This is a genomic window from Brachybacterium atlanticum (genome assembly GCF_025669985.1).
Classification (GTDB): domain Bacteria; phylum Actinomycetota; class Actinomycetes; order Actinomycetales; family Dermabacteraceae; genus Brachybacterium; species Brachybacterium conglomeratum.
Map to the genome: position 1 here is coordinate 1 of NZ_JAKJJW010000036.1, position 24,709 is coordinate 24,709.

Genomic DNA, 24,709 nt, shown 5'->3' on the forward strand with positions numbered 1-24,709 from the left:
ACCAGCCCCCGACCACCACCCCGACTCCCGAGCCGGCCGCTCTTGCGGCTTGACTCAGAACATAGGGACACCCCCCCGCGTCGCCGTGCGCATCGGTCGCCCGCCCGACCCCCGTCGGCCGCGCGGACGACCCCAGCGCGACGATCGTCGTCGTTCCCTCCTCCCTGCGGTCGTGATCGGGCCTGACCAGGGTGATCGGTGATGCGCTGCGGGGCTCGCGGGTCTACCGTCGGACCATGGCCCGCACGGGCCTGCTGTTCCGACCTCTATGAGCCGATGCGCTCGAGGAGCTCCTCATGACCTTCCCGCCCACCGCGTCGCCGGCGGCCCCCGCGCCGCCGCAGAAGCCGTCCCTGTTCAACGGCGCCACCACCCACGGCGTCCGCGGCCAGCGCCGGATCCGCCACCCCTGGGAGCTGCCGCTGCTGTGGGTGGGAGTGGCCGCGACGGTGCTCGGCTACCTCTCCTGGGGCGGCGCGATCGGCGGCACGATCTGGCTGTATGCCGAACAGGGCGAGGATGCGGTCTCCAAGGCGTGGGAGTACGCCTCGATGCTCCCGCTGGTGATCCAGCTGGTGTTCCTGCTGCCGCTGCTGCCCCTGATCATCTGGTGGGTGCGCGCGATCATGTACGCCCAGATGCGGGCCACCTCCGTGCGGATGAGCCCCACCCAGTTCCCCGAGGGCTACCGGATGGTGGCCGAGGCCGCCGCCCAGTTCGGGATGCGCAACGTCCCGGACGCCTACGTGACCATGGGCAACGGCGTGATCAACGCCTTCGCCTCCGGCCACGGCTTCCGCCGCTTCGTGGTGGTGCACTCGGACCTGTTCGAGGTCGGCGGCCAGGGCCGTGACCGCGACGCGCTGAAGTTCGTGATCGGCCACGAGGTGGGCCACCTCGCCGCCGGCCACGTCTCCTACTTCCGTCTGCTGTTCACCAACCTGCTCTCCCTGGTCCCGCTGCTGGGCCCGGCCCTGTCCCGCTCCCAGGAGTACACCGCCGACAACTTCGGCTACAGCTTCGCGCCCGAGGGCTCCGCCGGCGTGATGGGCCTGCTCTCCGGTGGCAAGTACCTGGGCACCGAGGTCAACGTCCACGAGCTCGCCGACCGCGCCGCGACCGACCCGAGCTTCTTCGTGCACTGGGTCAACTGGGGCTCCTCCCACCCGATCACCACCTGGCGCGCCCACGCCCTGCGCGACCGCTCCAAGCCCGGCGCGCTGTGGATCCGCCCCAAGGGCCACCTCTTCGACTCGCCGCTGCCGGCCGGTCACCGCTGGTCCTCCCTGTACCCGAGCCCCGGCGAGGCGATCACGCTGCTCGACGCCGCCGACGGTGTCCGTCCCGCGGGATACGACGACCAGTTCGGCCGCTTCACCCGCGTGCCCACCCCGGACCGTCCCGGGGTGCGCACCCTGCAGACCTTCGCGCCGCTGCTCAGCGACCGCACGGCCTACGTCATCCCGTCCGGCCCGTACAACGACGACGCCCGGCGCATCGCGGCCGACGACGTCGTCGCGAGCCCGTTCGCCGCTCCCGAGCAGCAGGCCGCGACGGGCACCGGCTTCGGGACGGCAGGCACCGACAAGACCTCGGGGCCCCGCACGGACGAGTCCGCCTCCGGGCCGGGCGACGAGGATCCCTCCCAGTCCTGACCCGCACATCCCGCAGCGGCCGGTCCCTCCTCGGGCCGGCCGCTGCGGTGTCCCTCCGGTCACCCCACCCTCCACAGAAGTGCAGTCACTGCATAAGGTGTCCGGGTGATCCCCCACTACAGCGCGCCGACCCCTGCGGTGCGTCGCAAGCCCCTGCTCGCCGTCCTCCTCGCCCCCCTGTTCATGGCCCTGATCGCCGTGAGCGTCATCAACGTCGCCCTCACCGCGATCGGCGAGGGCCTCGAGGCGGACACCGGCTCGCTGCAGTGGGTGATCTCCGGCTACGCCCTCTCCTTCGCGATCCTGCTGGTCCCCGCCGGGCGCGCGGGGGACGCGACCGGGCGTCGGCGCATGTTCGTGATCGGCGTCGGGATCTTCACGCTCGGCTCCCTGATGTCGGGCCTGGCCCCGAACGTCGAGATGCTGAACCTCGCCCGCATCCTGCAGGGCATCGGCTCGGGCCTGCTGAACCCACAGACCGTCGCCCTGATCCAGCAGCACTTCCGCGGCCAGGACCGCGCCCGGGCCTTCGCGCTGCTGGCCACCACCGTCGCCGTCGCGACCGCCATCGGCCCCGTGATCGGCGGTCTGCTGATCCAGGTGCTCGGCCCGAACTGGGGCTGGCGCTGGATGTTCCTCATGAACGTCCCCATCGGCATCGGCGCGATCATCGGCACCTTCCGCTTCATCCCCGACGACCGCGCACGCGGCAAGGCACGCCCCGACCTCGACCCCGTCGGCACGATCCTGCTGTGCCTGGCGATCCTCGGGATCATGCTGCCCTTCCTCGAGCGCGGCGTGAACGCGCTGGTGTGGCTGTCCTTCCCTGCCGGCCTGCTGGTGCTGGGGCTGTGGTGGACCTGGGAGCGGCGCTACAAGAGCCGCGGCAGCTCGCCCATGGTCGACACCGCGATCTTCGCCAACAAGGCTTTCCGCAACGGCATCCTCATCGTCTCGGTGTACTTCCTCGGCGCGACCAGCGTGTGGATCATCGTGCCGCTGTTCCTGCAGATGCACCTCCACCACACCGCCTTCGAGGCGTCCCTGCTGGGGCTGCCCTCCTCGATCGCCGCCGCGATCAGCTCCCAGATCGCCGGCCGCTACGTGCTCACCCTGGGCCGGCGCATGGTGATCGCCGGATTCGGTGTGGCGTTCCTGGGCCTGTTGGGAACCACGCTGCTGGCCGGCTTCGTGGAGTCCGGCGTGGTCGCGTTCTGGTGGCTGGCCGCACCGCTGATGCTGATGGGCCTGAGCCAGGGCATGACCATCTCCCCGAACCAGACCCTCACCCTGAACTCGGTGGATCCCCGCTTCGGCGGCGTCGCCGGCGGCATCCTCCAGCTCGGCCAGCGCCTCGGCGCCGCGATCGGCACCGCGATGATCCCCGGCATCATCTTCTCCCTCACCGACGGCGGCACCGCCTGGCTCGAAGCGTTCACGATCGCGCTGGTGATCATCATGGCGCTGACCCTCGCCGCGATGGGCGTCAGCTTCGCCGACCGCGCCCGCGAGAAGGAGGCGCCCGGGGCGCTGTGAGCCCCTGGTCGTCGCCGTCGGGCGGGCGTAGCCTGGGCCGCACCGCCGACGGCCGACGGATCCAGCCGGGTCCCAGGCGCGCCCCGGGGACCAGAGCCACGGTGCACCGCTCGCAGCAGGCACGAGCAGGGCGCGCTCTCACGACCGGATGGGGAGAGGACGCTCAGGACCCCGATGCGCCAGGACCCGCCTTCCAGCTGACAGCGACCGGTGGAATTCCCGCGGCGACCGAGGCGCCCGACGAGGCCGGATCCGAGCACCCCTCGCCCGGCCGACGGGACCCGCATCGCCCCGGCCGGGGCGTCGCCGCCGAGATCGCTCTGCTGCTGGTGCTGTTCCTCGCGCTGCCGCCGCTGCTCCTCGGCGGCACCCCCGCCGAGACCGTCGCCCGACGCTTCCTCCAGGCCCTCGTCGAGGGGGACATGGCCACCATCCAGGAGCACCTCACCCCGCCCGGCGACGCCCTCGACCTGGCCCTCGTGCCCGCCGTGGTCGAGGCGACGGACGCCCGCATCGAGGGCTTCACCCTGCTGTCCACCCGCTTCGAGGACGGCCGCGCCGAGGTCCGCACCCGCCTGCGCGTGGGCGCGCGCTCCCTGACCACCACCCTCCACCTCGAACGACGCCAGGACGGAGCCTGGCCGCGACCCGCCTGGACGCTCGTGCCGCTCACCCTGCCCACCGTGATGGTCGCGATACCCGTCGGCACCGCCGAGCTCAGCGTGAACGGGCAGAGGATCACTGTCCCGGCGGCCAGCCGGCCCCGCGGCGCCGAAGGGCTCGGCATCATCACCCTGCGCATGCTGCCCGGGCTCTACGAGATCGAGGCCCCGCCCCGCGACGGGAGCCTGGACCCGGTGCCCGCCCGGATCAATGTGCCGCCGCTGCTGAGCCCCTGGACCTCCGTGCCGCTCCAGGCCGGCTACGCCCTCACCGACGCCGGGGAGGAGCAGCTCGCGGACTCACTGAATGACTCCCTCCTCGGGTGCCTGCGCAGCACCTCCCCGGCACCGCTCGGCTGCCCGGTCGAGGCGCCCGACGCGCACGGCCTCTCCGGCAGGTGGCGGCTGATCACGCCGCCGGAGGTCAGCGTCTCCCCAGGCTGGATGGGTGTCTTCACCCTCTACGCCCGTGGCGGTGTCGCCGAGTTCACCGTCCCCGCCGCCCACGGGCAGGCGCCGCGCACCCACCGCGTCCTCCTCGATGCCCGGGCCATGGGCGCTCTGGACCGCGAGGGCGAGTTCGTGACCTCGTGGAGCCCGTGAGAGGGCAGCGCCGCGCCTCACGACAGACGGCACCGGGATACCCTCTCCCGAGGCATCGACGCGAACAGGGGGCGCAGTGGGGCGGAGCAGCCGGCGGGGGAGCGGACGGGATCAGCGGGCGACCGGGCGCGTCATCGCCGGGGGATGGGACGGGGCCGAAGAGCGGCCCCTGTCGGGCCCAAGCCCGTCGGCCGAACTCCCGGCGGCCGGAGTGCCGCCGACTCCCGCCGCCGCGGGGCCCTCTCCCGCGCCGCTCCGCCGTCGCCGCTGGTGGCTGCTCGGTGGGGTCGCCGCGCTGCTCGCCCTCGTGCTGGTGCTGCCGCAGGTGCTGGTGGGGGAGCGCTCGCCGGAGACCGAGGCGCGCAGCTTCCTCCAGGCGATCCTCGATGGTGACACCGACGCCGTGCGCGAGCACATGGTCGAGCCCGAGGGCGGGGTGCTCGACCTCGCCCTCACCGACCAGGTGGTGCTGGCCGCCGAGGAGCGCGTGGACCGCTTCACGATCGAGGAGACGCGCGTCGACGGCGACACCGCCCAGGTCACGGCCACGCTCAGCCTCGGCCGGCGCACCCAGGAGACCACCCTCCACCTCACCCGGCACCGCGAGGGGGCGCTGCGCCGCCCGGTGTGGGAGCTGGAGCCCGTGGAGCTGCCGGTGATGCGGGTCGCCGTGCCCGTCAGCGCCGCCGCGGTGCTGATCAACGGGGTCGAGGTCCCGTTGTCGGACGAGGCCAGGGCGAACCAGGCCTTCGGGCTCGTCGAGGTGCACCTGGTGGTGCTGCCCGGCGTGTATCAGATCAGCGCCCCCGAGGGCGGGGAGGCGGTCACCCCGACCACGGTCCGCTCGACCATCCCGCCCGTGCTCGGGCCCTGGCTGAACTCGCTCATCGAGATCGGCTACGAGCTCACCGAGACCGGCGAGGAGCAGCTCGGCACCTACCTGATCGACACGGCGCTCGTCGAGTGCGCGGGCAGCACCCAGCCGCGGCCTGAGAACTGCCCCCTCAGCGCTCCGGAGGAGGTCACCGGTGAGGGCACCTGGCAGATCCTCACCCCGCCGCAGATCCACGTCGCGGGAGGGGCGACGGGCTACTACGACGCCTACGGCTACGGCGGCCTTGCCGAGTTCACCGTGACCGCCGAGGACGGGAGCACCACCGTGCACCGCGTCCCGATCGAGGAGACCGCGATCGGGATGATGGACCGGGACGGCCGCTTCTACGGCACCTGGTTCGGGAACCAGGAGGCCGTCTACTACTGAGGTGCTCGGCCGCCAGGGCTCAGGCCGGGGCGAGTGTCTCCTCGGGCTCGGCCGGCCCGGCGCCGACGGGGCGGGCCCCGGCATCGGCCGGCTTGCGGCGGATGAGCAGCGCGATCGCCACGTGGCCCATCACGATCAGCCACGCCTGCTCCGGCACGCGCGACATGATCCCGAGGACCTCCACCGCCCCGTCCGCGCGGAGGGAGTGACACGGCTGTATCTTCTCGAGAAATACACCACTGTCGTTCCCGAAGTGCTCGAGAATATTCTGAATTCGGTAAAGAGATGACCCGAGAAGGGGAATCTTTCGGGTGGGGTCACTTCCCGGGATGGGTCGAGCAGGTCACTGTGGAGGTGTGCTCTCTGCGGGCGCGCAGGTCAGCGGCGTTCTCGTCGGCCAGGCGCTCCGCGACGGCCATCCCTCCCGTCTCACTGACTTCCCCGATCCGAGGAGCTCTCGATGTCCGACTCCCGCACGCCCACCCATCGCGCCCCCGGAAGGGCCGTCGCCTTCCGCGGCGTCCGCCTCGCCCCGAAGGTCGCCGCGGCCACCGGCGGCGCCGTGGTCGTCGCCGGGCTCGGGCTCGTCGGCACCGAGAGCGCCACCGCAGGCGGCACCGTCTGGGACGACGTCGCCCAGTGCGAGTCCGGCGGCAACTGGTCGATCAACACCGGCAACGGCTACTACGGCGGACTGCAGTTCTCGAGCTCCACCTGGAAGGCCTTCGGCGGCGCCGAGTACGCCTCGACCGCGAACCAGGCCAGCAAGGCCGAGCAGATCGCCGTCGCCCAGCGCACCCTCCACCAGCAGGGCCCCGGCGCCTGGCCCACTTGTGGCAAGAAGGCCGGCCTCACCCGCGCCAACGGCGGCGCCGATGCGAATGCGCAGCCCGGCCGCAGCTCGAGCGGCAGCTCCCGCGACGCCGACCGCACCAGCCCCGCCTCCGGCCCGCTCGCCGTCGATGGCAAGTTCGGCCCCGCCACCACCCGCTCCCTTCAGGGCTGGATCGGTGTGTCGCAGGACGGCTCGCTGTCCACCTCCGACATCAAGGCGCTGCAGACCAAGATCGGCGCCGGCCGCGATGGGAAGATCGGTCCCGAGACCACCGGCAAGCTCCGTGCGGCCATCGGCCTCGGCAGTAACGGGGCGCGGGACTTCCGCACCGACTCCGCCACCGTCCACTCGCTGCAGAGCTTCCTGAACAGCGGCGCCCCGGCCGAGGCCCCCTCCTCCGGCAGCTCCACCCCGGCGACGCCGAGCACCGGAGCCTCCCTAGTGGTCGACGGCAAGTTCGGCCCCAAGACCACCCGTGCCCTTCAGGGCTGGGTCGGCGTGACGCAGGACGGTTCGCTGTCCACCTCCGACATCAAGGCGCTGCAGACGAAGATCGGTGCCGCGCCCGACGGCAAGATCGGCGCCGAGACGACCCGCAAGCTGCGGGCCGAGATCGGCCTGAAGAGCAACGGCGTGTGGGACTTCCGCGCCAGCTACTCCACTGTGAAGGCGCTCCAGCAGTTCCTCAACGGGTGAGGCGGGCGGGCCGAGCCCGCTGTCACGCACCTCTGACGACGCGTCGGCCCAGGACGGGGCCGACGCGTCGTCCTTCGTGCGCGAGCGTCGAGCCCTTGGTGCGGCGCCGCGCTTCTCGCAGCGCAGAGCCTGACGTAAGGTATACCTGCGATCCGGACGTATTGGACATAGTGCTCGACGATGCGGCTGTCTCGACGAGGGGTGTTACAGCGACCTCCCTCGAAGGGCGGCCGGGGCGGGCAGGGTGTTCGCGACGGCAGCCGGGTGGTGTGGGAGCCCACCGCCGCGCATGGTGACGGCGGGCTGTCACAGCTTCCGGATGCTCCACGACCGGTGTCCCGAGTCCGCGGTCGAGTCCGTCCATCTCGTGCGCCGGGCCCCGTCGTCCGAGGCGCGCGGTGCGGGGCGTCGCTCGATGTGCGACGCCTCCGTCCGGCCTGGGTCGACGGTCGGTCATCTATTGGAGGTTCCACGATGAAGGAAGCAATTCCCCCCGACGGCGGGGTGGCTCTCGAGGAGCAGCCCGGGGGGCGCGACGCGCCCGCCGGCGCCCCGGCGACGTCGCTGGAGGTCCGCCCGATCGGCGACGAGGAGTTTCGCGACCACGTTCGCTCCGCGGAGACGGCCAGCTATCAGCAGACACCCGAATGGTCCGCAGTCCGAGGCGGCGAGTGGGACTCCGAGCTGGTGGGCTGGTTCGACCCGCAGGGGCGCCGTGCGGCGGTCTCCGTCATCCGCTATCAGCGGCTGCCGGTGCTCGGGTACCGGCTCGCCTATCTCCCCATGGGCCCGGTCGTGGAGTGGGCCCGTGTCCCGATCGGCGAGGTGCTCGCCGCCCTGCGCCGCCACCTCGAGAGCAGGCGCGTGTTCGCCATCCGGATGTATCCGCAGCTGCGGCACCGGATTTGGACGAGCTCGACGGTGCGTCGCGCCCTCGCAGACTCCTCCCTCACCCATCTCGCGCGGGTGGAGCCCGATGCGCAGGACGTCGTCGCGGAATCCCTGGTGAACGCCCTGCGGGGTGGAGGGTGGCGTGAGCTGGGCGATGACGAGGCGGTCGAGAGCACCCAGCCGCGCTTCACCTACCAGGTGCCCCTCGCGGGGCGCTCGGAGGACGAGGTCCTCGCGGGGTTCTCCAAGGTGTGGCGCAAGAACGTCCGCAGCGCTGCTCGGCAGGGTGTCGAGGTCCGGCCGGCGGACCGGGGCGACCTGCAGGAGCTGCATCGGCTCCACGAGGAGACGGCGGCGCGGAGCGGCTTCACCGCCCAGCCTCGGTCCTACATGGAGGCGCTGTGGGACCAGTTCTCCGGGGACGGCCCGTTCCCGCTAGACGTCGACCTCGCGCGCCATGACGGCGAGGTGTTCTCGGGCAACGTCACGGTGAGCGTCGGGGGCGTGGCCTACGCCATCATCGCCGGCAACAGTTCTCATCACCGGGAGCTGCGTGCCTCCAACGCCGTCTACTGGGCCCAGATCCAGCGCTCGATCTCCCGGGGATCCGCCGCCTACGACCTCGGCGCGGTGCCTCCCTCGCTCGACGCCGACCACCCGCATGCGGGCCTGCTGCAGTTCAAGCTCGGTCTCGGGGGAGAGGTCGCAGAGGGGGTCGGCGGCTGGGACCTGGCGCTTCGCCCTGCCCTCTATGCGGCGTTCACGACCCTGCACCCGCTGTACACGGGCGCCTCGGCGGACGTGAGGCGCCGCTTCCGGCCGGGTCGGGCGGGCGGCGAGGCCTGACGCGGGGCTCGGGGCGGGTGGACGCCGTGAGCAGGTGAGATCGCCTCGCAGTGAGGGCGAGGTGATCGCGCGAGGTTGCAAAGGTTGTCCGATTTGTCCATTATGGAAGGGGGTGCCAGTTCGTGAACTGGCTATGGCGCGTCGCTTCGCGCCTCCCCCGCCCCTGCGGAGTGACGTCCGAGGTCAAGGAACCTGTGCCGCAGGGCGGTCCAACCCCTGCGTGAGGAGTTCTCCATGGTGCACTCGGCTGCTGGTGAAGGGTCGGCGCCGTCGACCCCCGCATTCGTGATCGACCGGCGCCTGCTGGATGTGCTCGTCTCCAGGTTCCGCGCCGCGCTCGACGAGCACTGGCCGGGGGCGATCCTGTCCTACTCCTTCAAGACGAACTCGCTGCCCTGGCTGATCGCCGACATGCGCCGGCGGGGGGTCTGGGCAGAGGTGGTCTCCGATGCCGAGTACGACCTCGCCCTGGCCCTCGGGTACGGCCCCGAGCGCATCGTCTTCAATGGGCCGATAAAGTCCAGGGAACGGTTGCGGTCCGCCCTCCGGGAGGGGTCGCTCATCAACCTCGACTCCCTCCGCGAGGTGACGTGGACGGCCGAGCTCGCCCGCGAGGAGCCGCATCTTTCGCTCGCGGTCGGGCTGCGGGTGAACTGGGATCTGGAGTCGCACTGCCCAGGTGAGAGCACCACGGGCGACGAGGGGAGCCGGTTCGGCTTCAACGTGGACAACGGCGCCCTAGATCGGGCGATGGAGGAGCTCGCCGAGGCGGGCGTCCGGATCGCTGGAATCCACATGCATCGCAACTCGCTCACGCAGAGCCTGGGCGTCTACCGCGCCGCGGCCACCGTGGCGGCGGACCTCATCACCTCCCGCGAGCTCGATCTCGACTGGGTGGACATCGGCGGCGGGTTCTTCGGGAGCCTCGAGGGGAGCCCGACGTTCCACGACTACGTGCGCGTGATCCGCGAGGTGCTCGAACCCGTGGTCGACGTCGACCGCACACGGCTCGTGGTCGAGCCGGGCGGCTCGGTGATCGCCGTGCCCGTCGAGTTCCATGCGAGCGTGCTCGACGTGAAGGACGTCGGCGACCGACGGCACGTCGTCACGGATGCGAGCCGCACGGACATCGATCCGCTGTTCCGCCGCCGCCGTCCCTTCGACGTGGCCACGGACTCGACCTCCGAGCGTCTCCTCCCCGAGCAGATCATCAGCGGTTTCACGTGCATGGAGGATGACCGGCTCACCCGGATGCACGATGCGCCCGAGCTCGCGGTGGGGGACCGCCTCGTCTTCGCGCGGGTCGGCGCGTACACCATGAGCTACCAGTCCTCGTTCATCGAGTTCCTCCCTGCGGTGTACGTCCGCGAGGGGGAGGAGTACACCCTGGTGCGCCGCGCCTGGGGTGTCGAGGACTATCTGCAGGGGAGCCGGTGGGAGGTCGAGGACGGCGAGCCCGGGACGGCGGGTGGGCGCACCGCGGTGCCCGCCGGGCGGAACGAGGGTGCCGGCTCCCAGGCAAGAGACGGCGCCCTGGACGCTGCCCTCACTGCATCGGAGCGATGACGGTGAAATCCTCGCGGCGGGCGGTCGAGACCCCGGTCCGGTAGGCCAGCAGAGCCGGATCGGGTTCGAGGCCCGCGGCCGAGCGGATCAGCGCTGCGGGGAGGTCCGCCCCGGCACGGTGGACGAAGGGGTAGCCGCCGCCCAGTCGCGGGTTGATGTCGATGACCTGCGGCTCCCCCTCGGCGGTCTCTCGCAGGTCCACATCGATCGCGGCCGTGGGCCGCAGCAGCTCTCCGATCGCCTCGATCGCGGGTCGGAAGAGTGCGGCGCTCACCGTCGTCGCCACGTCGGTGTCGCCTCCGCGCATCAGGTCCTTGCGGCGTGCGAGCACGCCGAGCACCTCGCCCCGCCTCTCGACGTCGAAGACGCCGTCGACTCCGTATTCGGGGCCGGGGAGGGCGTCCTGCACCACGACCGCCTCGTGGTCGTGCGCGGCCGGGAGGCCGTCGGCTCCGAGGGCCGTCCGCGCCGACTCCGCCACCGCCTCGGGGAGCTCCTCGGCGCCGACGACCCGCAGTCCCGTCGACCCGCTGCCGAACCGGTGCTTCACGACGAAGCGCGCCTCCGCGCCGGCTGAGGATCGGATGTCGTCGACGTCGGTTCCGAGCGCCGTGCGGGGGGTCGGGATGCCGCGCTCGGCGAGCGCGGTCGCCATCCGGAGCTTGTCCAGGACGATCGGCTGGCTCTCGGCGTCGAGCACGGCGACGCGGCACCCGAGTGACCGCATGTCGTCGGCGAGTCCGCCGGAGAGGACCTGCAGCTCGTAGTCGTTGAGGGACAGGAACAGATCCGGACGCTCCGCACGGCACCACTCCCGTAGCGCCGCCGGGTACTCGGGGCTGTTGTACGCCGGAGCCTGCACCGCGCGATCTGCGAGCCCGGTGCTCGGGCTCTGCATGCGGTACTCCATGGCTATGACCTCGCCACGCAGCCCGGACCAGTCCAGCGCCCGCCGGAACCATTCCACGTAGTGGGCGCGGCGTCCGGCCGAGGAGATGACGATCTTCATCAGTCCAACCTAGTGTTCGTCGTGGGGATGCCGGGGGGGGGCGCCGCTGCACCCGGAAGCTGCCGGCATCCTTCGGGGGCCGGGCTCCGTGAGCTCGGAGATCGTGCTGGGGCGGCCGACGGTGGTCCGGATTAGGCGGCCGTGCCGATCGGTGAGGAGCGGCGATTCGTCCGCTTTGCGTAGTCTACTATGCGGGAAGGGTCGACGCGGCCCGGAACGGCTGGACGGCGGGGGAGGCAACGTGCCGCCCTTGGAGGAGCGGGGGATGGGAGCGCGAGATGGGCGACGGTGGCGCGATGGTGATCGGCTCGGCCGGTCGTCGGCTGTATCTCGTGGACTGGTTCCGCCAGGCCTATGAAAGCCTCGGCCTCGAGGGGCGGGTGATCGTCACCGAGAACGACCCCACGAGCGCCGCGGCGGGCTACGGGGACATCGGGCGTCGTCTCCCGTGCTATGCCGATCCCGACTACGATCCGGCGCTCCTCGCGCTCGTGGACGAGCTGCGTCCGAGCCTGTTCCTCTCCGTGAACGACTACGAGCTCATGCATCTCCACGTCGCTACGGATCTCGCGGAGCAGATGCGGGAACGGGGCGTGCTCGTGCCCGGCGTGGACCGGGCCTGGCAGCTCGGCTGCGCCGACAAGCTCCGCATGGCGCAGCTGCTCGAGGGGATCGGCGTGCCCACCCCGCGCACGGTCGCCGGCGACGACGAGGCCGGCATCGCCGAGATCGCCGAGGCCTCCGACCTGCTCGTCGTGAAGCATCGTCTGGGCAGCGGCTCCTCCGGTCTCGCACTGGTGGGAGCCGACGGGGTCCGCGCCGCGGTCGACGCCGCGATCGACTCCGCGCCCGCCCCGGCCGACGGCTCCGCGCCCAGCGGGCAGGATGTCGTGGTCCAGCCCTGCCTGCCCGGCGTGGAGCACGGAGTGGACCTCGTGGCCGACCTGCGCGAGCCCGGCGCGCTGCGGGCCGTGCTCGCGCGTCGAAAGATGCGCATGCGCGCCGGCGAGACCGATAAGGCCGCCTCCGCGGATCCCGCGCCCTTCGTCGCCAATGCCGAGAGGATCGCGCGTGCCGCGCAGCTCACGGGCCTGGTCGACACCGACATGTTCCTCGCCGAGGGCCGTGAGCCTTCCGTCATCGACATCAACCCCCGCTTCGGCGGCGGCTACCCCTTCGTGCACCTGGCCGGGGCCGACGTGCCGCGCTTCTACCTCGCCCGCGCCCTCGGCCTCGAGGTCGGCGAGGAGTGGCGGGAGTACGCCCCCGGCGTCGTCTCCGCGAAGCACGAGAGCGTGCGGGTGACCTCGACCGGGCTGTGATTCCGCCCGAGGTCCGCGTGCGTCGGTGACGCGGACGCACGCCGGGTGCGAGCCGTTCCAATCCCCGGCATCTCCGCGCCGTGCAAGGCCACGAGCGCGCCGCGAAGTGCCGTTCACCGCATCGGGGGCGGCGCTTGGTGCGGTCCGCCTCTCCGTCGGCCCGGGCCCTCCGGATGAGGTGTTCGCCCGCTTCCCGGACCTTCGCTTCCACTCCGGGCGAACTGGATGTATGGTACGAACCGTCTCAAGACGGGCAAAACGGACATCGCGACAACGCCGCAGGTCTGGGGCCCGCACCACCGGAAGAGGGGTCGCCATGTCCATCATCTCCCTGAACGCCGTCCTGCGCCCCGCAGCTCCTGGCCCGCGTCGGAGCGAGAAGACCGGACAAACGCTCCGGGGCGCCGAGAGGAAGGAGATCCTCGACCGGGATCTCCATCCCGCGCCGATCGCGTTCATCGTGATCGACTCCGTGATGTGGTTCCTCGGCCTCTGGGCGGCCTCTGCGCTGCGCCTCGAGACCCTAGCCCTCACCGCCGACCTCACCCTCGACGGGAGCGGCACCCCTCTGGTCGGCCTGCTCCTGCTCACCGCGATCGCCGTCGCCGTATACACCCTGCTCGGGCGTGCGGTGCGCCTGCACCAGGGGCGGCATCTCGTGGGCAGCTTTGACGAGATGCCGCCGCTGGCGGGGGTGGTCGCCGCCACCGCCGTGATGGTCACCGCGACCAACGCCGTGTGGCCGGAACGGATGCTGCCGATGACCGCACCTGTCATCGCCGCCCCCCTCGTCATCGTCGCCGTCGCGTCCGTGCGCTACCTCGTGCGCCTGCTCGCCGTGCGCGCCCTCCGCGCCCTGCGCGAGGCCGAGGTGCAGCCCTCGCGCGCGCTGATCGTGGGCGCCGGCGACGTCGGCCGAGCGCTCGCCGACTCGATGCAGCGCGACCCCTCCTCCACCTGGGACCCCGTCGGCTACCTCGAAGACGACCCGCGCAAGCGCCACTTCCGCCATGCCGGGGTCAGCGTCGTCGGGAGCATCGACCAGCTGCACTACGCCCTCGAGCGCACCGGTGCGGACATCCTCGTCATCGCCACCTCCCACATCTCGGCCGACACCATGGGCACGCTCACCGCCGCGGCGTCGGAGCTGGATCTCCCGGTGAAGATCGTCCCGCCGCTGAACGAGATGATCGACGGGGTCCACCACGCCGACCTGCGCGAGATCCAGCCGGCCGACCTCCTCGGCCGCCGCCAGGTCGACACGGACCTGTCGACCATCAACTCCCTACTGCGCGGGAAGTCCGTCCTGGTCACGGGGGCCGGCGGCTCCATCGGCTCGGAGCTCTGCCGTCAGATCTCGAAGTCCGGGCCCAAGGAGCTCGTGATGCTGGACCGCGACGAGTCGGCCCTGCACGCCCTGCTGCTGACCATGGGCGGCACCGCCGACCTCGGCAACGGCAACATGGAGCTCGCCGACATTCGCGACGCCGCCCGGCTCGATGCGGTGTTCGCCCGCCATAAGCCCGACATCGTCTTCCACGCGGCGGCGCTCAAGCACGTGAACATGCTCGAGAAGTCCCCCGACGAGGCCTTCAAGACCAACGTGCTCGGCACCCACAACGTGCTCGAGGCTTCCCACCGCCACGGCGTGGAGCGCTTCGTGAACATCTCCACGGACAAGGCCGCGGACCCGCACAACGTGCTCGGCTACTCCAAGCGCATCGCCGAGGGGCTCACCGCCCACAAGGGCCGCACCGCCGGTCACGGCACCTGGCTGAGCGTCCGCTTCGGCAACGTGCTCGCCACCCGCGGCTCCGTGATCCACACCTTCATCGCGCAGATCGAGCAGGGCGGTCCGGTCACCGTCACCGACCCCGAGGTCACCCGCTTCTTCATGACCGTCTCCGAGGCCGTGCAGCTCGTGCTGCAGGCCGCGGTGGTGGGGGAGAGCGGTGGCGCGCTCGTGCTCGACATGGGCCGGCCCGTCCCGATCGTACAGCTCGCCCAGCAGCTCATCGACGCCTCAGGCAAGGAGGTCGAGATCGTCTTCTCGGGCCTCCGTCCCGGCGAGAAGCTCCACGAGGACCTGTTCGCCCCCGGGGAGGATTCCCGACAGACCTCGCACCCGCTGATCCGGGGCGTGCCGGTCGTGCCCGTCTCCTACGAGGAGCTGCCCGACCCGCGCTCGCTGCTCAGCGACGCCCAGATCCGAGACGTCCTGACCACCGTGTGCGAGGCGATGGAGGCCACCCGGCCCCCCGTCGTCCGCGCCCCGATCGCAGTGGGGTTCTGAACCATGGCTCGCATCCTCATGTCCGGCCCTGACGTCACCGCTCTCGAGCGCGCCGCCGTCGCCGACGCCTTCGACTCCGGCTGGATCGCTCCGCTCGGCCCCGCCGTCGACGCCTTCGAGGCCTCGATGGCGGAGCGGATCGGCCGACGCCACACCGTCGCCCTCTCCTCCGGCACGGGCGCCCTCCATCTGGGGCTGCTGGCCTGGGGCGTCGGACCCGGCGACGTGGTCCCCACCTCGACCATGACCTTCGCCGCGACCGCGAACGCGATCAGCTACACCGGCGCGACGCCGTACTTCATCGACTCCGACCCGGTCACCGGGCAGATGGATCCCGATCTCCTCGCCCAGGTCCTCGAGGAGCTGGGGGAGGAGGGGACCTCCGTCCCCGCGGTCGTGCCCGTGGATCTACTGGGCCGCAGCGCGGATCACACCCGCATCGTCGAGATCGCCCACCGCGCCGGTGCGAAGGTGCTGGTGGACTCCGCCGAGTCCCTCGGCGCCCACCATGGCGGACTGCCTGCCGGGAAGCACGGCGACGCCGCTATCTTCTCCTTCAACGGCAACAAGATCATGACCACCTCCGGTGGCGGCATGTACCTCACGGACGACGAGGCCGTCGCCTGCCGCGTCCGCCACCTCGCCACCCAGGCGAGGGAGCCCGCGGTGCACTACGAGCACCGCGACATCGGCTTCAACTACCGCCTCTCGAACCTCCTGGCCGCGATGGGCAACGCCCAGCTGACGCGGCTCGACGAGATGATCGCTCGTCGTCGCGCCCGCCGCGAAGCCTACGCCCGGATCGCCGAGGACGTGCCCGGCGTGGAGGTGTTCCAGCGGGCCGGCGACGAGCAGGACAACTGCTGGCTCACCGCGCTGGTGGTCGACCCCGAGGTCGCGGGCATCGACGCGTCCTCCCTGTCCGCCGCCCTCACAGCGGCCGGGATCGAGAGCCGACCGCTGTGGAATCCGATGCACCTCCAGCCCGTCTTCGCGGGCGTCCCCGCCGCGGTCAACGGCGCCTCCGAGCGCCTTTTCCGCACCGGCCTCACCCTGCCCAGCGGCTCCGCGCTGACTGCGGAGGAATGCGGGATCATCGACTACACGCTCAGCGCCGCCCTCGGCCGCCGCCTGCTCTTCCCGCCGTTGACGAAGGCCGCGGCGTGACGCAGGTCGAGGCCCCGGAACGGTGGCGCAGGGCTCGGAAGACCGCGAGGCCCATCCAGCACTTCACCCCGATCCGCCTATCCCCGGAGCAGCGGAGCTATCTGCGCCGACGCCGACGAGCGGATGTCGTCCTCGGCGGCCTCGGCCTCGCGGTCTCCGCCCTGCCGATGCTCATGATCTCGGCCGGCGTGCTGGCGACGATGGGCCGCCCCATCCTGTTCACTCAGGAGCGGGTGACGCAGGACGGCCGCGTGTTCCGGCTGCGGAAGTTCCGCTCGATGCTCGCCGCCGCCTCGGACGGCTCCGACAGCGATGCCGCGCGCCTGGTCCCCTTCGGCAGGCTGCTGAGGGCGACGAGCCTGGACGAGCTTCCGAGCCTGTGGAACGTGGTGTGCGGGGACATGAGCCTCGTCGGCCCCCGCCCGCTGCCCATCACCTACCTTGGCCGTTACAGCGCCGATCAGTTCGCGCGGCACACCGTCTCCGCGGGGCTGACCGGTTACGCCCAGGTCCATGGTCGCAATGCCGTGGCCTGGGACGACCGGCTCGCCATGGACCAGGAGTACGTGCGACGGATCGGGCTCGACCTGGATCTGAGGATTCTGATGGACACCGTCAGCGCAGTGCTGAGCCGTCATGGCGTGACCGACGAGGGCGGGGTGTCCATGGCGGTCTTCCCCGGCCCGCAGTCCACGACGGACCTCGAGATGGTCGGTCCCGACTCCGATGGCGCCTGGGCCTGCCGCGACCGCGAGGGCCGCGTAGTCCTCGAGGGCGACGCGCTGCTTCTCGAGCCGGGGCTGGTCCGGCTGCAGATCAGCGAGGGGCCCGGCGCCGCCGAGGTGGAGGGGGAGCTCCTGGACGAGGCGCTGCTGCTCCTGGCGAGCCGCCTGCGCAAGGAGCTCGACGCCGAGTGGGCGTTCCTCGCGCGGGGCACGGATCCCGGACCCGCGCTGGCGGACGCACTTGCCCGCAGCGGCTACGTCGTCCCCGGTTCTTCCGTCAGATTTCCGGTCGCCTCGCCTCCTCCGTCGGTCCCCGACGGCGGGCAGTCACTGATCGCCTACCTCGGTCTGCCCGAGCGGCGTTTCCTGCACCCACACCCGATGGCGATCGGCTCGACGCGGTGAGCCGCGCGGAGTCCGTGAGCACAACATAGACAAAACGGACATTTCCACCCACAATAGAGGTGGGTCGCCACGCGTGCGTGCCCATGGACGGGGACGAAGGGGAGACGTGATGACGACAGCGAGCACGGGGTCGCAGGCGCCGACGGAACGGCGCGCGGCCCCGGTGATCGGCCTGCTGACCTCCGTCGGGGGGACGTTGGATGCGTTCTTCGTGGAGATCGCTCGCCGTTGGCGCGAGAGCGGCGCCGTCGTCGAGCCCGCCGCGGGGACGCCGTCCGCGGAGCACCCCTCTGCGACCGTGCTCACGGCGGTGACCCGTTCTCCTTCGCCGAGGAACCATCGCGCGATGCGCGAGCTGCGCGAGTGGGTGCGAGAGAAGCGCATCGAGATCGTGGTGACCAACACGGCCACGGCGTCGGCGCTCGTGCGGCTGGCGGACGTGGGCGTCCCCGTCGTCTACTTCTGCCACGGCCTGCACTGGAACGGCCGCCGCGCGGCGGATCTTCCGTTCCGCTCGGTCGAGCGGCTGCTGCTGCATCGCACCGATGCCGTCGTCTGCATGAACTCGGCCGACGAGGCCTGGTTCGCCGCCCACGCACCGCAGACGCCGCGGCTGCGTCTGCTCGCCGGCGTCGGCCTCGACCTCACGACTTATCCGCGCCGTCCGCGCCGTGCCTGGGACGAGGGGGCGGAGCCGCTTCGGCTGGTGTGGTGCGGTGAGTACTCGGAACGCAAGAACCCGGCGGCCATGGTGGAGCTCGCCCACGTGCTGCGGGACCGGGGCGTGGACCTCCGGGTCGACATGCTCGGCGACGGCGCCCTGATCGGCACCGACGCCGTGACCAGTCCGGTCGACGGACTCGTCAGGCACCGGGGACGCAGCGACGTGGTCCCGTGGTTCGACCGCTCGCACGTCCTGGTCCAGACCTCGCGCTGGGAGGGGCTCCCTCGCGTGGGCCTCGAGGCGATCGCGATGGGCCTGCCGGCAGTCGGATTCGACGTGAAGGGCGTCCGCGACCTGCCGGCGGTCTCCGTCGCTCCCGAGGGCGACGTCGATGTGCTTGCCGATGTTGTCCTCGCCGTCGCCCGCGGGCGCGGGGCCGAACTGCCGCCTCCCTCGTCCCTGTCCTCGGAGCATGCGGCGGACGAGCTACTCGACTTCCTGGACTCGGTCCTCAGCGGTGACTACCGACGAGGGCGGATCTATGCGGCTTGACGCCCGAACCGATCCTGACGCACCAGCCGGGATGTGCGGAGTCCCCCGAGCCTTCGCATCCGCCGCCACCCGACCCCGCATGAAAGGAATCCCATGGAACCCCGACAGTTTCTGACCATCCTCAAGGAGCGGTGGCGGTCAGCGCTGCTCGGCGGCCTCGTGGTGCTCGCCGCGGTCGTCGCGGCGACGGCGGTCCAGACCCCGATGTACGAATCCACCACCCGCACCTTCGTGCAGCCTCAGGCCGGGGCCTCGGTGGACGAGCTGAACACCGGGATCGTCCTCGCCGGTCAGCAGATCGCCAGCTACTCCGATCTCGTCACGACGCCCCTGGTCCTGGATCCCGTGATCGAGGAGCTCGGGCTCTCCACGACATCGGACGAGCTCGCCAGGCGGGTCACCGCCACGGTGCGGCCGGACACCCTGATCATCGAGATCAAGGCCAAGGACGAGGATCCGGCAGTGGCGGCCGCGCTCGCCGACGCCACGGCCGCCAGCCTCGGCACCAGCCTGGAGAGTCTGGGCTCGTCCTCGGGGACGCCGGCGATCGGCTTGACGGTCGTCTCGCCGGCGGTCGAGTCGACCTCTCCGGCCTCTCCGTCCATCCTGATGAACACGGCGATCGGGCTGGTCCTCGCGCTGGCCACCGCCGTGACGATCGCTCTCCTCCGCGACCATTTCGACAATCGCGTACGCCGAGTCGAGGACGTGGAGAAGGCGGTGGACCACCCCGTGATCGCCTCGGTGCCCGCCATCCGCGATGCGCAGAGCGCGCCGCTCGTCTCAACCCTGAGTTACGAGGGGCCGCAGTCGGAGGCGTACCGGAGCCTCCGCACGAACCTGCAGTTCATGGCGTGCACCGCGGAGGGCCGGACCCTTCTGATCACCTCGGCGCTGCCGAGCGAGGGCAAGTCGAGCACGGCGATCAATCTCGCCGCCGTCTTCTCGCAGGCCGGCAAGCGCGTCCTCCTGATCGACGCCGACCTGCGCCGCCCTTCGGTGGCGGCGTACACGGGACTCGAAGGCAGTGCGGGGCTGACCACGGTGCTCGCGGGCGACGCGGACCTCATGGACGTCGTCCAGCCGATGCAGGCCGGCGGCCTCGACGTGCTGACCTCGGGCGTTGTCCCCCCGAACCCCAGCGAGCTGTTGGCCAGCTCGCGGATGGGCGAGCTCCTCGCCGAGGCGGAGTCCCGGTACGACCACGTCATCCTGGACACGTCGCCGCTGCTCGCGGTCACCGATCCGGTCGTCCTCGCCCCTCGCGTCGGCGGCACCGTGGTGGTGGCCCGCAGCGATCGCACCCGCCGCTCGCAGCTCGAGGTCGCGATCGACCGCCTCTCCGCGGTGGGTGCCCCGGTGCTCGGCATCGTGCTCAACCGCGTCCATCTCGGGCGCACCGAGAGCTACGACTACGAGTACACGTCGACGCCTCCCGCGGCGCCGACGCACCGAGGCAGGGCGTCGGCGTCGAAGAGCGCATGGGTGCAGACCCCGCGCCTCGACGAGGGAGCGGCTCGGGTCGCACGCCGGTACGAGCCTGCGGTAGAAGCACGCTGACAGTGTCCAGGATCCTGGTGGTCTGCACGGGGAACATCTGCCGTTCCCCCGTCGGCGAGGCCGTGCTGAGGCAGTCCCTCCCCGACAGATTCCGCATCTCGAGCGCCGGCACCCAAGCGGTCGTCGGCGCCCCGGCGGCGCCCGAGGCCGTCCGCTTCGTGCGGCAGGAGGTCGATGTCGCCCTGGACCATGTCGGTCGACAGCTGTCGACCGAGCAGGTCGAGGACGCCGACCTCGTCCTCACCATGACGCTCGAGCAGCGGGCGTGGGTCGCGCGGCTGTCACCTCGGGCCGTGCGACGCACCTTCACGCTCCGGGAGCTGGCGCTGGTCCTGGGGCATCCGGGGCTGACCGCGAGCCGTGGGACCCTCCGCGATCTCGCTCTCGAAGCCTCGATGTTCCGATTCCAGGCGGGCGTCGAAGCGGCGGAGCTGGACATCGAAGATCCGTACGGCCGATCTCCTCGTGACTACGAGAAGGCCTTCCGCGAGGTGCTCGTCGCCGGTCGGATGATCGCGGTCGTCCTGGAAGGCCGTGCCGCGGGGAAGCGGGCCGGCGCACCCGGCCCCACCCGCAAGGTGATCCCCTTCAGGGCCTCGGGAGGGCCGACCTCCGGGACCCTGCCTCCCTGACCTGTCCGCATCCACCGCGCCATCCGGCCCGCACCCGACCACCCCGACCCGCATCGAGGACGGAGCTCCTGACCATGAACGCCACGCCCGCCCAGCCCGTGCACCTGGTCTCGGCCTATGGGCCGACAGCTGGGTCCACGCGCGTGCGCCTGCACGACTGGGCACGGCATCTGGGCCTCAAGACGACCGTCCACGAGCATCTCGGTCTCTCCTCGTCCAGGCCGTCCACCCTTCTGCGGCGCCCGTTCGCCCTCGCCGGCGCCGAGCTGGCCACCCGTCGTGCCGCGGAGCAGGTCGACGGCGGCACCGTGGTCCTCTCGCGGTCCGCCACGCCGTTCTCCCGCGGCGAGGTGGAGGAGCGCATCCTCCGTCGGGCCTCGCGTGCCGTCTACGACGTCGATGATGCCATCCATCTGCCCGTTCACGGGTTAATGTCCCGTGCCTTCCCGAAGCCGCTGGTGTTCGCGCGCGCCGCCCTCGCCGCCGATGTCGTCCTCGCCGGCAACGAGTTCCTCGCCGACGCCGCGTCCCAGTACGCGGCGGACGTCCGGATCATCCCCTCCTGCGTGGAGGTCGAGGACTACGTCCACCGCTCCTCGCGCCCCGCGGCCGATGTCCCTCGCCTCGTCTGGATCGGGTCGCGGTTCACGGAGCGATACCTCACCTCGATCGCCGCTGCCATCGACTCCGCGTGCCGGCGGACCGGCAGCAGCCTCCTGGTGATCAGCAACGGCAGCGGACCCGTCGAGGGTCTCGATCCGGCCCTGCACGAGCGCCAGGATTGGGACGCCGGGCGGTTCACGGAGCAACTGGTCCTCGGCGACGTCGGCATCATGCCTCTCGTGGACAGCGACTGGGAGCGGGGGAAGTGCTCCTACAAGCTCCTCCAGTACGGCGCCGCCGAGCTGCCGGTCGTCGGCAGCCCGGTCGGGATGAACGAGAGTGTGCTGCGGGACCTCGGAGGGGCGGCCCCGACCAGCCTCGACGAGTGGGAGGACGCCCTCGTCGCGGCGCTCGGCTCCTCGCCGGAGGAGCGGGCGGCGGCCGGTGCCCGGGCGATGCGCGCGGTGCAGGAGGGCTACTCCTTCGCGGCGCATGCCGACGCGTGGGTCCGCGCTGTCGGCCTCCCCGCCTCCGAGGTGATCGCGTGATCCGCGCCCAGCGATCGCTCGAGGCGGAGTGGCGGGCCCGGGAGGGGCTCAGCCTCCTCGACCAGGTGAGCGGGGTGCTCAAGACGGCATGTCTGATCTACGTGCTGTGGCTCCCGGTGTCCCGGGGCGACGTGCTCTACCCGGTGCTCGCCCTGCTCGCCGCGGTTTCCGCGTTCGACGTGCTGAGGACGCCCCCGCGCCTCGAGCGGAGCTTCGTGCTCGGGGTCTCGACGCTGATCGGGGTGATCGCCCTCGGCCTCATGGTCGGTGCCGTGCGTGACGTCCCGGGCACCGTGCACCAGGCGATCGTGTGGCTCGGGAGCATGACGATCTGGGGTCTGTGGGCGCTGAGCCTCCGACGAGCGCAGCTGAAGCTCGTCTTCCACGCCATCGTCTTCGTGGTCGGGCTCAACTCCCTGCTCATGGTGGTGTACATCGGGGGCGAGCTGGGGTATCTGCCCGCGGTGATCCCCGAGGCCGTCATGGAGGGTCAGGGTGCGGGGATCGGCACGGATCCCACCGGTGCGACGGCCATCCGCTTCCACAGCCTGTCGACCCTCGCCGCCGGCGTCCCCCTGCTGGTCGCTATGGCGGTCTCGCCGCGCAACGAACTCTTCCCGTCCCGCTGGGTGCTGGCCGTGTGTGCGGTGCTGGCGATGGTGGCCGTCACGCTCTCAGGGCGCCGTGCGATCCTCGCCGTCGCGCTCCTGGCCCCGGTGATCTATGCGGTCCTCGAGGTGAGGTTCCGACGCATCCCCTGGGGACGGGTGGCGACCCATCGCGCCACCGTGCCCACCCTGCTGTCCGCCGCCGGGGTGGTCGCCCTCGCGCTCACGCTCTCCGGAAGCCTTCGGGCCCGACTGCGCCAGCTCTGGGCAGACACCGTGGCGAGCTACCTCGGGATCGGATCGGTGGACGTTGTGGCCGGGTCCGACAACCGTGACCGGGTCGAGCAGACCGGGCACCTGCTGGCTGCCTGGGTGGACCGCCCGCTGTTCGGCCACGGGATCGGGGCCGTGGTGAAGGACGGCTACTACCGCTCGCAGGAGCGCCCCTGGATGTTTGAGCTCCAGTACCACCTGTGGCTGTTCAACGCGGGGATCGTGGGCGTGGCGATCGGCGCGGCCGCGCTGCTGCTTCTGGCACGCTCGGTGCGTCGGACGGCACGCGTCGTCGACGCCGCCACGCGGGGGGCGCTCGCCACGTCGGCGACAGCCGCCCTCTGCCTTCTCATCGCGAACGCCACCAACCCGTACCTGCAGGCCGTCGGCCACTGGTGGGGGGTGACGCTGGTGTTCGGCATCGCCGTCGCCGCCTGGAACTCCCGACCGCCCGAGGGCGCCGGGCCGCAGGGCCGTCCGGAGGCGGGAACCATCCCGCTCGACGCCGAGGGCGCTGGTGTCGTGCGCCGGGCCGTGCGACCGGTGGCGCCATGAGCATCCGTCGCCTCTTCCCCTACCTCGCGACCGCCGCGAACGCGCTCTCCGTCGCCCTCCCTCAGGTCCTCGGCCTCGTGTATCTGGGGCCCGCCGACTACGGCAGCTACTCGCTGCTGTATCTCGGCTACGCCCTCTCCAGCTCGATGGTGCTCTCCGTGGTCTGCGAGGCGTGGGCCCGTCGCGGCGCAGCGGGCTCCCCGGCGGACTACCTGCGGACCGGGAGCCTCCTCGCACTCGTGTTCGCGCTGCTCACCGCTGGGACCGGGCTGGTCACCGGTGTCCATCCGGCTGCGGCGTCGATGGCGGGACTTGCCGTCCTCCTCGCCACGACCTGGACCAACGGGCGATATCTGCTGACGGCGCAGGGGGCGTGGAGGCGACTCCTCCTCGGGGATGCCACAGGGCTGGGGGTGGCGGGGGTGTTCATCGGCGCGACCGTCCTCCTGGCCGAGGTGGACCTGATGGGAGTGCTGACCTTCTGGGCCGTGAGCGCTGCCGGGGCGGTCCTCGTCACCGGTACCCTCGCCGTGCCCTCGATCGCGGCCGGTCGGCGATGGGTGTCGGACCACCGTCGGCAGATCGGGACGCTCCTCGCCGACTCGTCCCTTCTGGACGCGAGCTCGATCGGGGTCCCGTTCCTCCTGTACCCGCTGCTGGGGGCGGCGTCCTTCGGCAAGTACCGGGCGATCTCGAGCGCCGCCTTCCCCATCCGCCTGGTGCTAGCGGCCGTGCGACCGGTGCTCGTGAGGCTTCCGGTCGAGACGTTCCGGCGTGTGCGGGTGCAGCTCCTCCTGGTGTCCGCCAGCGCCGTACTCGGCGGGATGGCGGCGATCTGCGTGTGGTTCGTCGCGCGGGAGCTCCCTGGCCTGGGGACCATCGCGGCGATCGGGGAGTATGCCTCGCACGTCGGCGTTTTCATCATGGTCACCACGTTGAGCACGGCCGTCTACCTGTTCTGCCGGATCAGGAGCTCGGCGAGAGTCCTCCTGACGGGCCGAGTGCTGCAGACGGTCGTGATGGTCGCGGCACCCCTCACCGGGTTCGTCGTCGGTGGCGAGGGGGGGGCGGTGGCCGGCTTCGTCGTCGGAGCGGCGCTCACGGCAGTCGTCTGGTACGGGGCTCTCGCGCGGACCCGGCCCGCGACCGATGTCGACGTCGACGCCGATGCGACGGGCTCCCCGCGACCAGGGGCGCCGACGCTCCTTCCCGTTCCCGAGCAGGGCTGACGGAGATCCTGGG

The 24,709-nt window shown here is 71.5% G+C and carries 19 protein-coding genes; 17 read left to right on the top strand and 2 right to left on the bottom strand.

The genetic code is table 11. From position 1 onward, the window contains the following. Positions 1–296 precede the first annotated feature (296 nt). From L3K22_RS14185 to L3K22_RS14200, 4 genes are all read left to right on the top strand, one after another. The gene (locus tag L3K22_RS14185; protein WP_259883802.1) at positions 297–1,655 is read left to right on the top strand and encodes a M48 family metallopeptidase; all 1,359 of its coding nucleotides are present in this window, start codon (positions 297–299) and stop codon (positions 1,653–1,655) included. A 105-nt stretch (positions 1,656–1,760) separates the two neighbouring features. Then, positions 1,761–3,191, top strand: a complete 1,431-nt coding sequence (locus tag L3K22_RS14190) for an MFS transporter (protein WP_259881580.1) — start codon at positions 1,761–1,763, stop codon at positions 3,189–3,191. A gap of 101 nt (positions 3,192–3,292) precedes the next feature. Beyond that, entirely contained in the window at positions 3,293–4,456 is a 1,164-nt protein-coding gene (locus L3K22_RS14195) for a hypothetical protein (RefSeq protein ID WP_259881579.1), read from the top strand. Positions 4,457–4,667: 211 nt separating this feature from the next. Beyond that, on the top strand, positions 4,668–5,717 hold the full coding sequence (locus L3K22_RS14200) for a hypothetical protein (RefSeq protein ID WP_263311955.1): 1,050 nt from the start codon (positions 4,668–4,670) through the stop codon (positions 5,715–5,717). A 19-nt stretch (positions 5,718–5,736) separates the two neighbouring features. Here the strand turns inward: L3K22_RS14200 and L3K22_RS14205 are convergent, their stop codons facing one another. Continuing rightward, entirely contained in the window at positions 5,737–5,883 is a 147-nt protein-coding gene (locus L3K22_RS14205) for a hypothetical protein (RefSeq protein WP_263311956.1), read from the bottom strand. Between the two features lie 294 nt (positions 5,884–6,177). On the opposite strand from L3K22_RS14205, the gene L3K22_RS14210 reads away from it, so the two are divergent. The 3 genes from L3K22_RS14210 (at position 6,178) to L3K22_RS14220 (ending at position 10,551) form a co-directional block, all read left to right on the top strand. Next, on the top strand, positions 6,178–7,248 hold the full coding sequence (locus tag L3K22_RS14210) for a transglycosylase family protein (protein WP_263311957.1): 1,071 nt from the start codon (positions 6,178–6,180) through the stop codon (positions 7,246–7,248). A gap of 474 nt (positions 7,249–7,722) precedes the next feature. Then, positions 7,723–8,985: a lipid II:glycine glycyltransferase FemX gene (locus L3K22_RS14215; protein ID WP_263311958.1), complete on the top strand. Its 1,263-nt coding sequence runs from the start codon at positions 7,723–7,725 to the stop codon at positions 8,983–8,985. A gap of 234 nt (positions 8,986–9,219) precedes the next feature. After that, positions 9,220–10,551 (top strand): type III PLP-dependent enzyme domain-containing protein, encoded by a 1,332-nt coding sequence (locus L3K22_RS14220; protein WP_263311959.1) that lies wholly within the window; start codon positions 9,220–9,222, stop codon positions 10,549–10,551. On the opposite strand, the gene L3K22_RS14225 is transcribed toward L3K22_RS14220, so the two are convergent. Continuing rightward, positions 10,532–11,560, bottom strand: a complete 1,029-nt coding sequence (locus L3K22_RS14225; protein ID WP_263311960.1) for an ATP-grasp domain-containing protein — start codon at positions 11,558–11,560, stop codon at positions 10,532–10,534. The two genes, L3K22_RS14220 and L3K22_RS14225, sit on opposite strands and share 20 nt — an antisense overlap. A gap of 278 nt (positions 11,561–11,838) precedes the next feature. On the opposite strand from L3K22_RS14225, the gene L3K22_RS14230 reads away from it, so the two are divergent. The 10 genes from L3K22_RS14230 (at position 11,839) to L3K22_RS14275 (ending at position 24,696) form a co-directional block, all read left to right on the top strand. Next, entirely contained in the window at positions 11,839–12,882 is a 1,044-nt protein-coding gene (locus L3K22_RS14230; protein ID WP_263311961.1) for an ATP-grasp domain-containing protein, read from the top strand. Between the two features lie 316 nt (positions 12,883–13,198). Further along, positions 13,199–15,175: a nucleoside-diphosphate sugar epimerase/dehydratase gene (locus tag L3K22_RS14235; RefSeq protein ID WP_263311962.1), complete on the top strand. Its 1,977-nt coding sequence runs from the start codon at positions 13,199–13,201 to the stop codon at positions 15,173–15,175. 18 nt (positions 15,176–15,193) lie between these two features. Next, the gene (locus L3K22_RS14240) at positions 15,194–16,342 is read left to right on the top strand and encodes a DegT/DnrJ/EryC1/StrS family aminotransferase (RefSeq protein WP_263311963.1); all 1,149 of its coding nucleotides are present in this window, start codon (positions 15,194–15,196) and stop codon (positions 16,340–16,342) included. Continuing rightward, positions 16,339–17,472, top strand: a complete 1,134-nt coding sequence (locus tag L3K22_RS14245; protein WP_263311964.1) for a sugar transferase — start codon at positions 16,339–16,341, stop codon at positions 17,470–17,472. The genes L3K22_RS14240 and L3K22_RS14245 overlap by 4 nt, the downstream gene beginning before the upstream one ends. 109 nt (positions 17,473–17,581) lie before the next feature. Continuing rightward, positions 17,582–18,688: a glycosyltransferase gene (locus L3K22_RS14250; RefSeq protein ID WP_263311965.1), complete on the top strand. Its 1,107-nt coding sequence runs from the start codon at positions 17,582–17,584 to the stop codon at positions 18,686–18,688. 93 nt (positions 18,689–18,781) lie between these two features. Beyond that, positions 18,782–20,248 (top strand): tyrosine-protein kinase domain-containing protein, encoded by a 1,467-nt coding sequence (locus L3K22_RS14255; protein ID WP_263311966.1) that lies wholly within the window; start codon positions 18,782–18,784, stop codon positions 20,246–20,248. Positions 20,249–20,250: 2 nt separating this feature from the next. Continuing rightward, complete coding sequence (locus L3K22_RS14260; RefSeq protein WP_263311967.1) at positions 20,251–20,880, top strand: arsenate reductase/protein-tyrosine-phosphatase family protein; 630 nt, start codon at positions 20,251–20,253, stop codon at positions 20,878–20,880. Positions 20,881–20,954: 74 nt separating this feature from the next. Beyond that, positions 20,955–22,031, top strand: a complete 1,077-nt coding sequence (locus L3K22_RS14265; protein WP_263311968.1) for a glycosyltransferase family protein — start codon at positions 20,955–20,957, stop codon at positions 22,029–22,031. Then, positions 22,028–23,467, top strand: coding sequence for an O-antigen ligase family protein (locus tag L3K22_RS14270; protein WP_263311969.1), 1,440 nt, complete (start codon positions 22,028–22,030; stop codon positions 23,465–23,467). Before L3K22_RS14265 ends, L3K22_RS14270 begins: the two co-directional genes overlap by 4 nt. Continuing rightward, a complete protein-coding gene (locus L3K22_RS14275; protein WP_263311970.1) occupies positions 23,464–24,696 on the top strand; it encodes an MATE family efflux transporter in 1,233 nt (410 codons plus the stop codon). The genes L3K22_RS14270 and L3K22_RS14275 overlap by 4 nt, the downstream gene beginning before the upstream one ends. Positions 24,697–24,709: the final 13 nt, after the last annotated feature.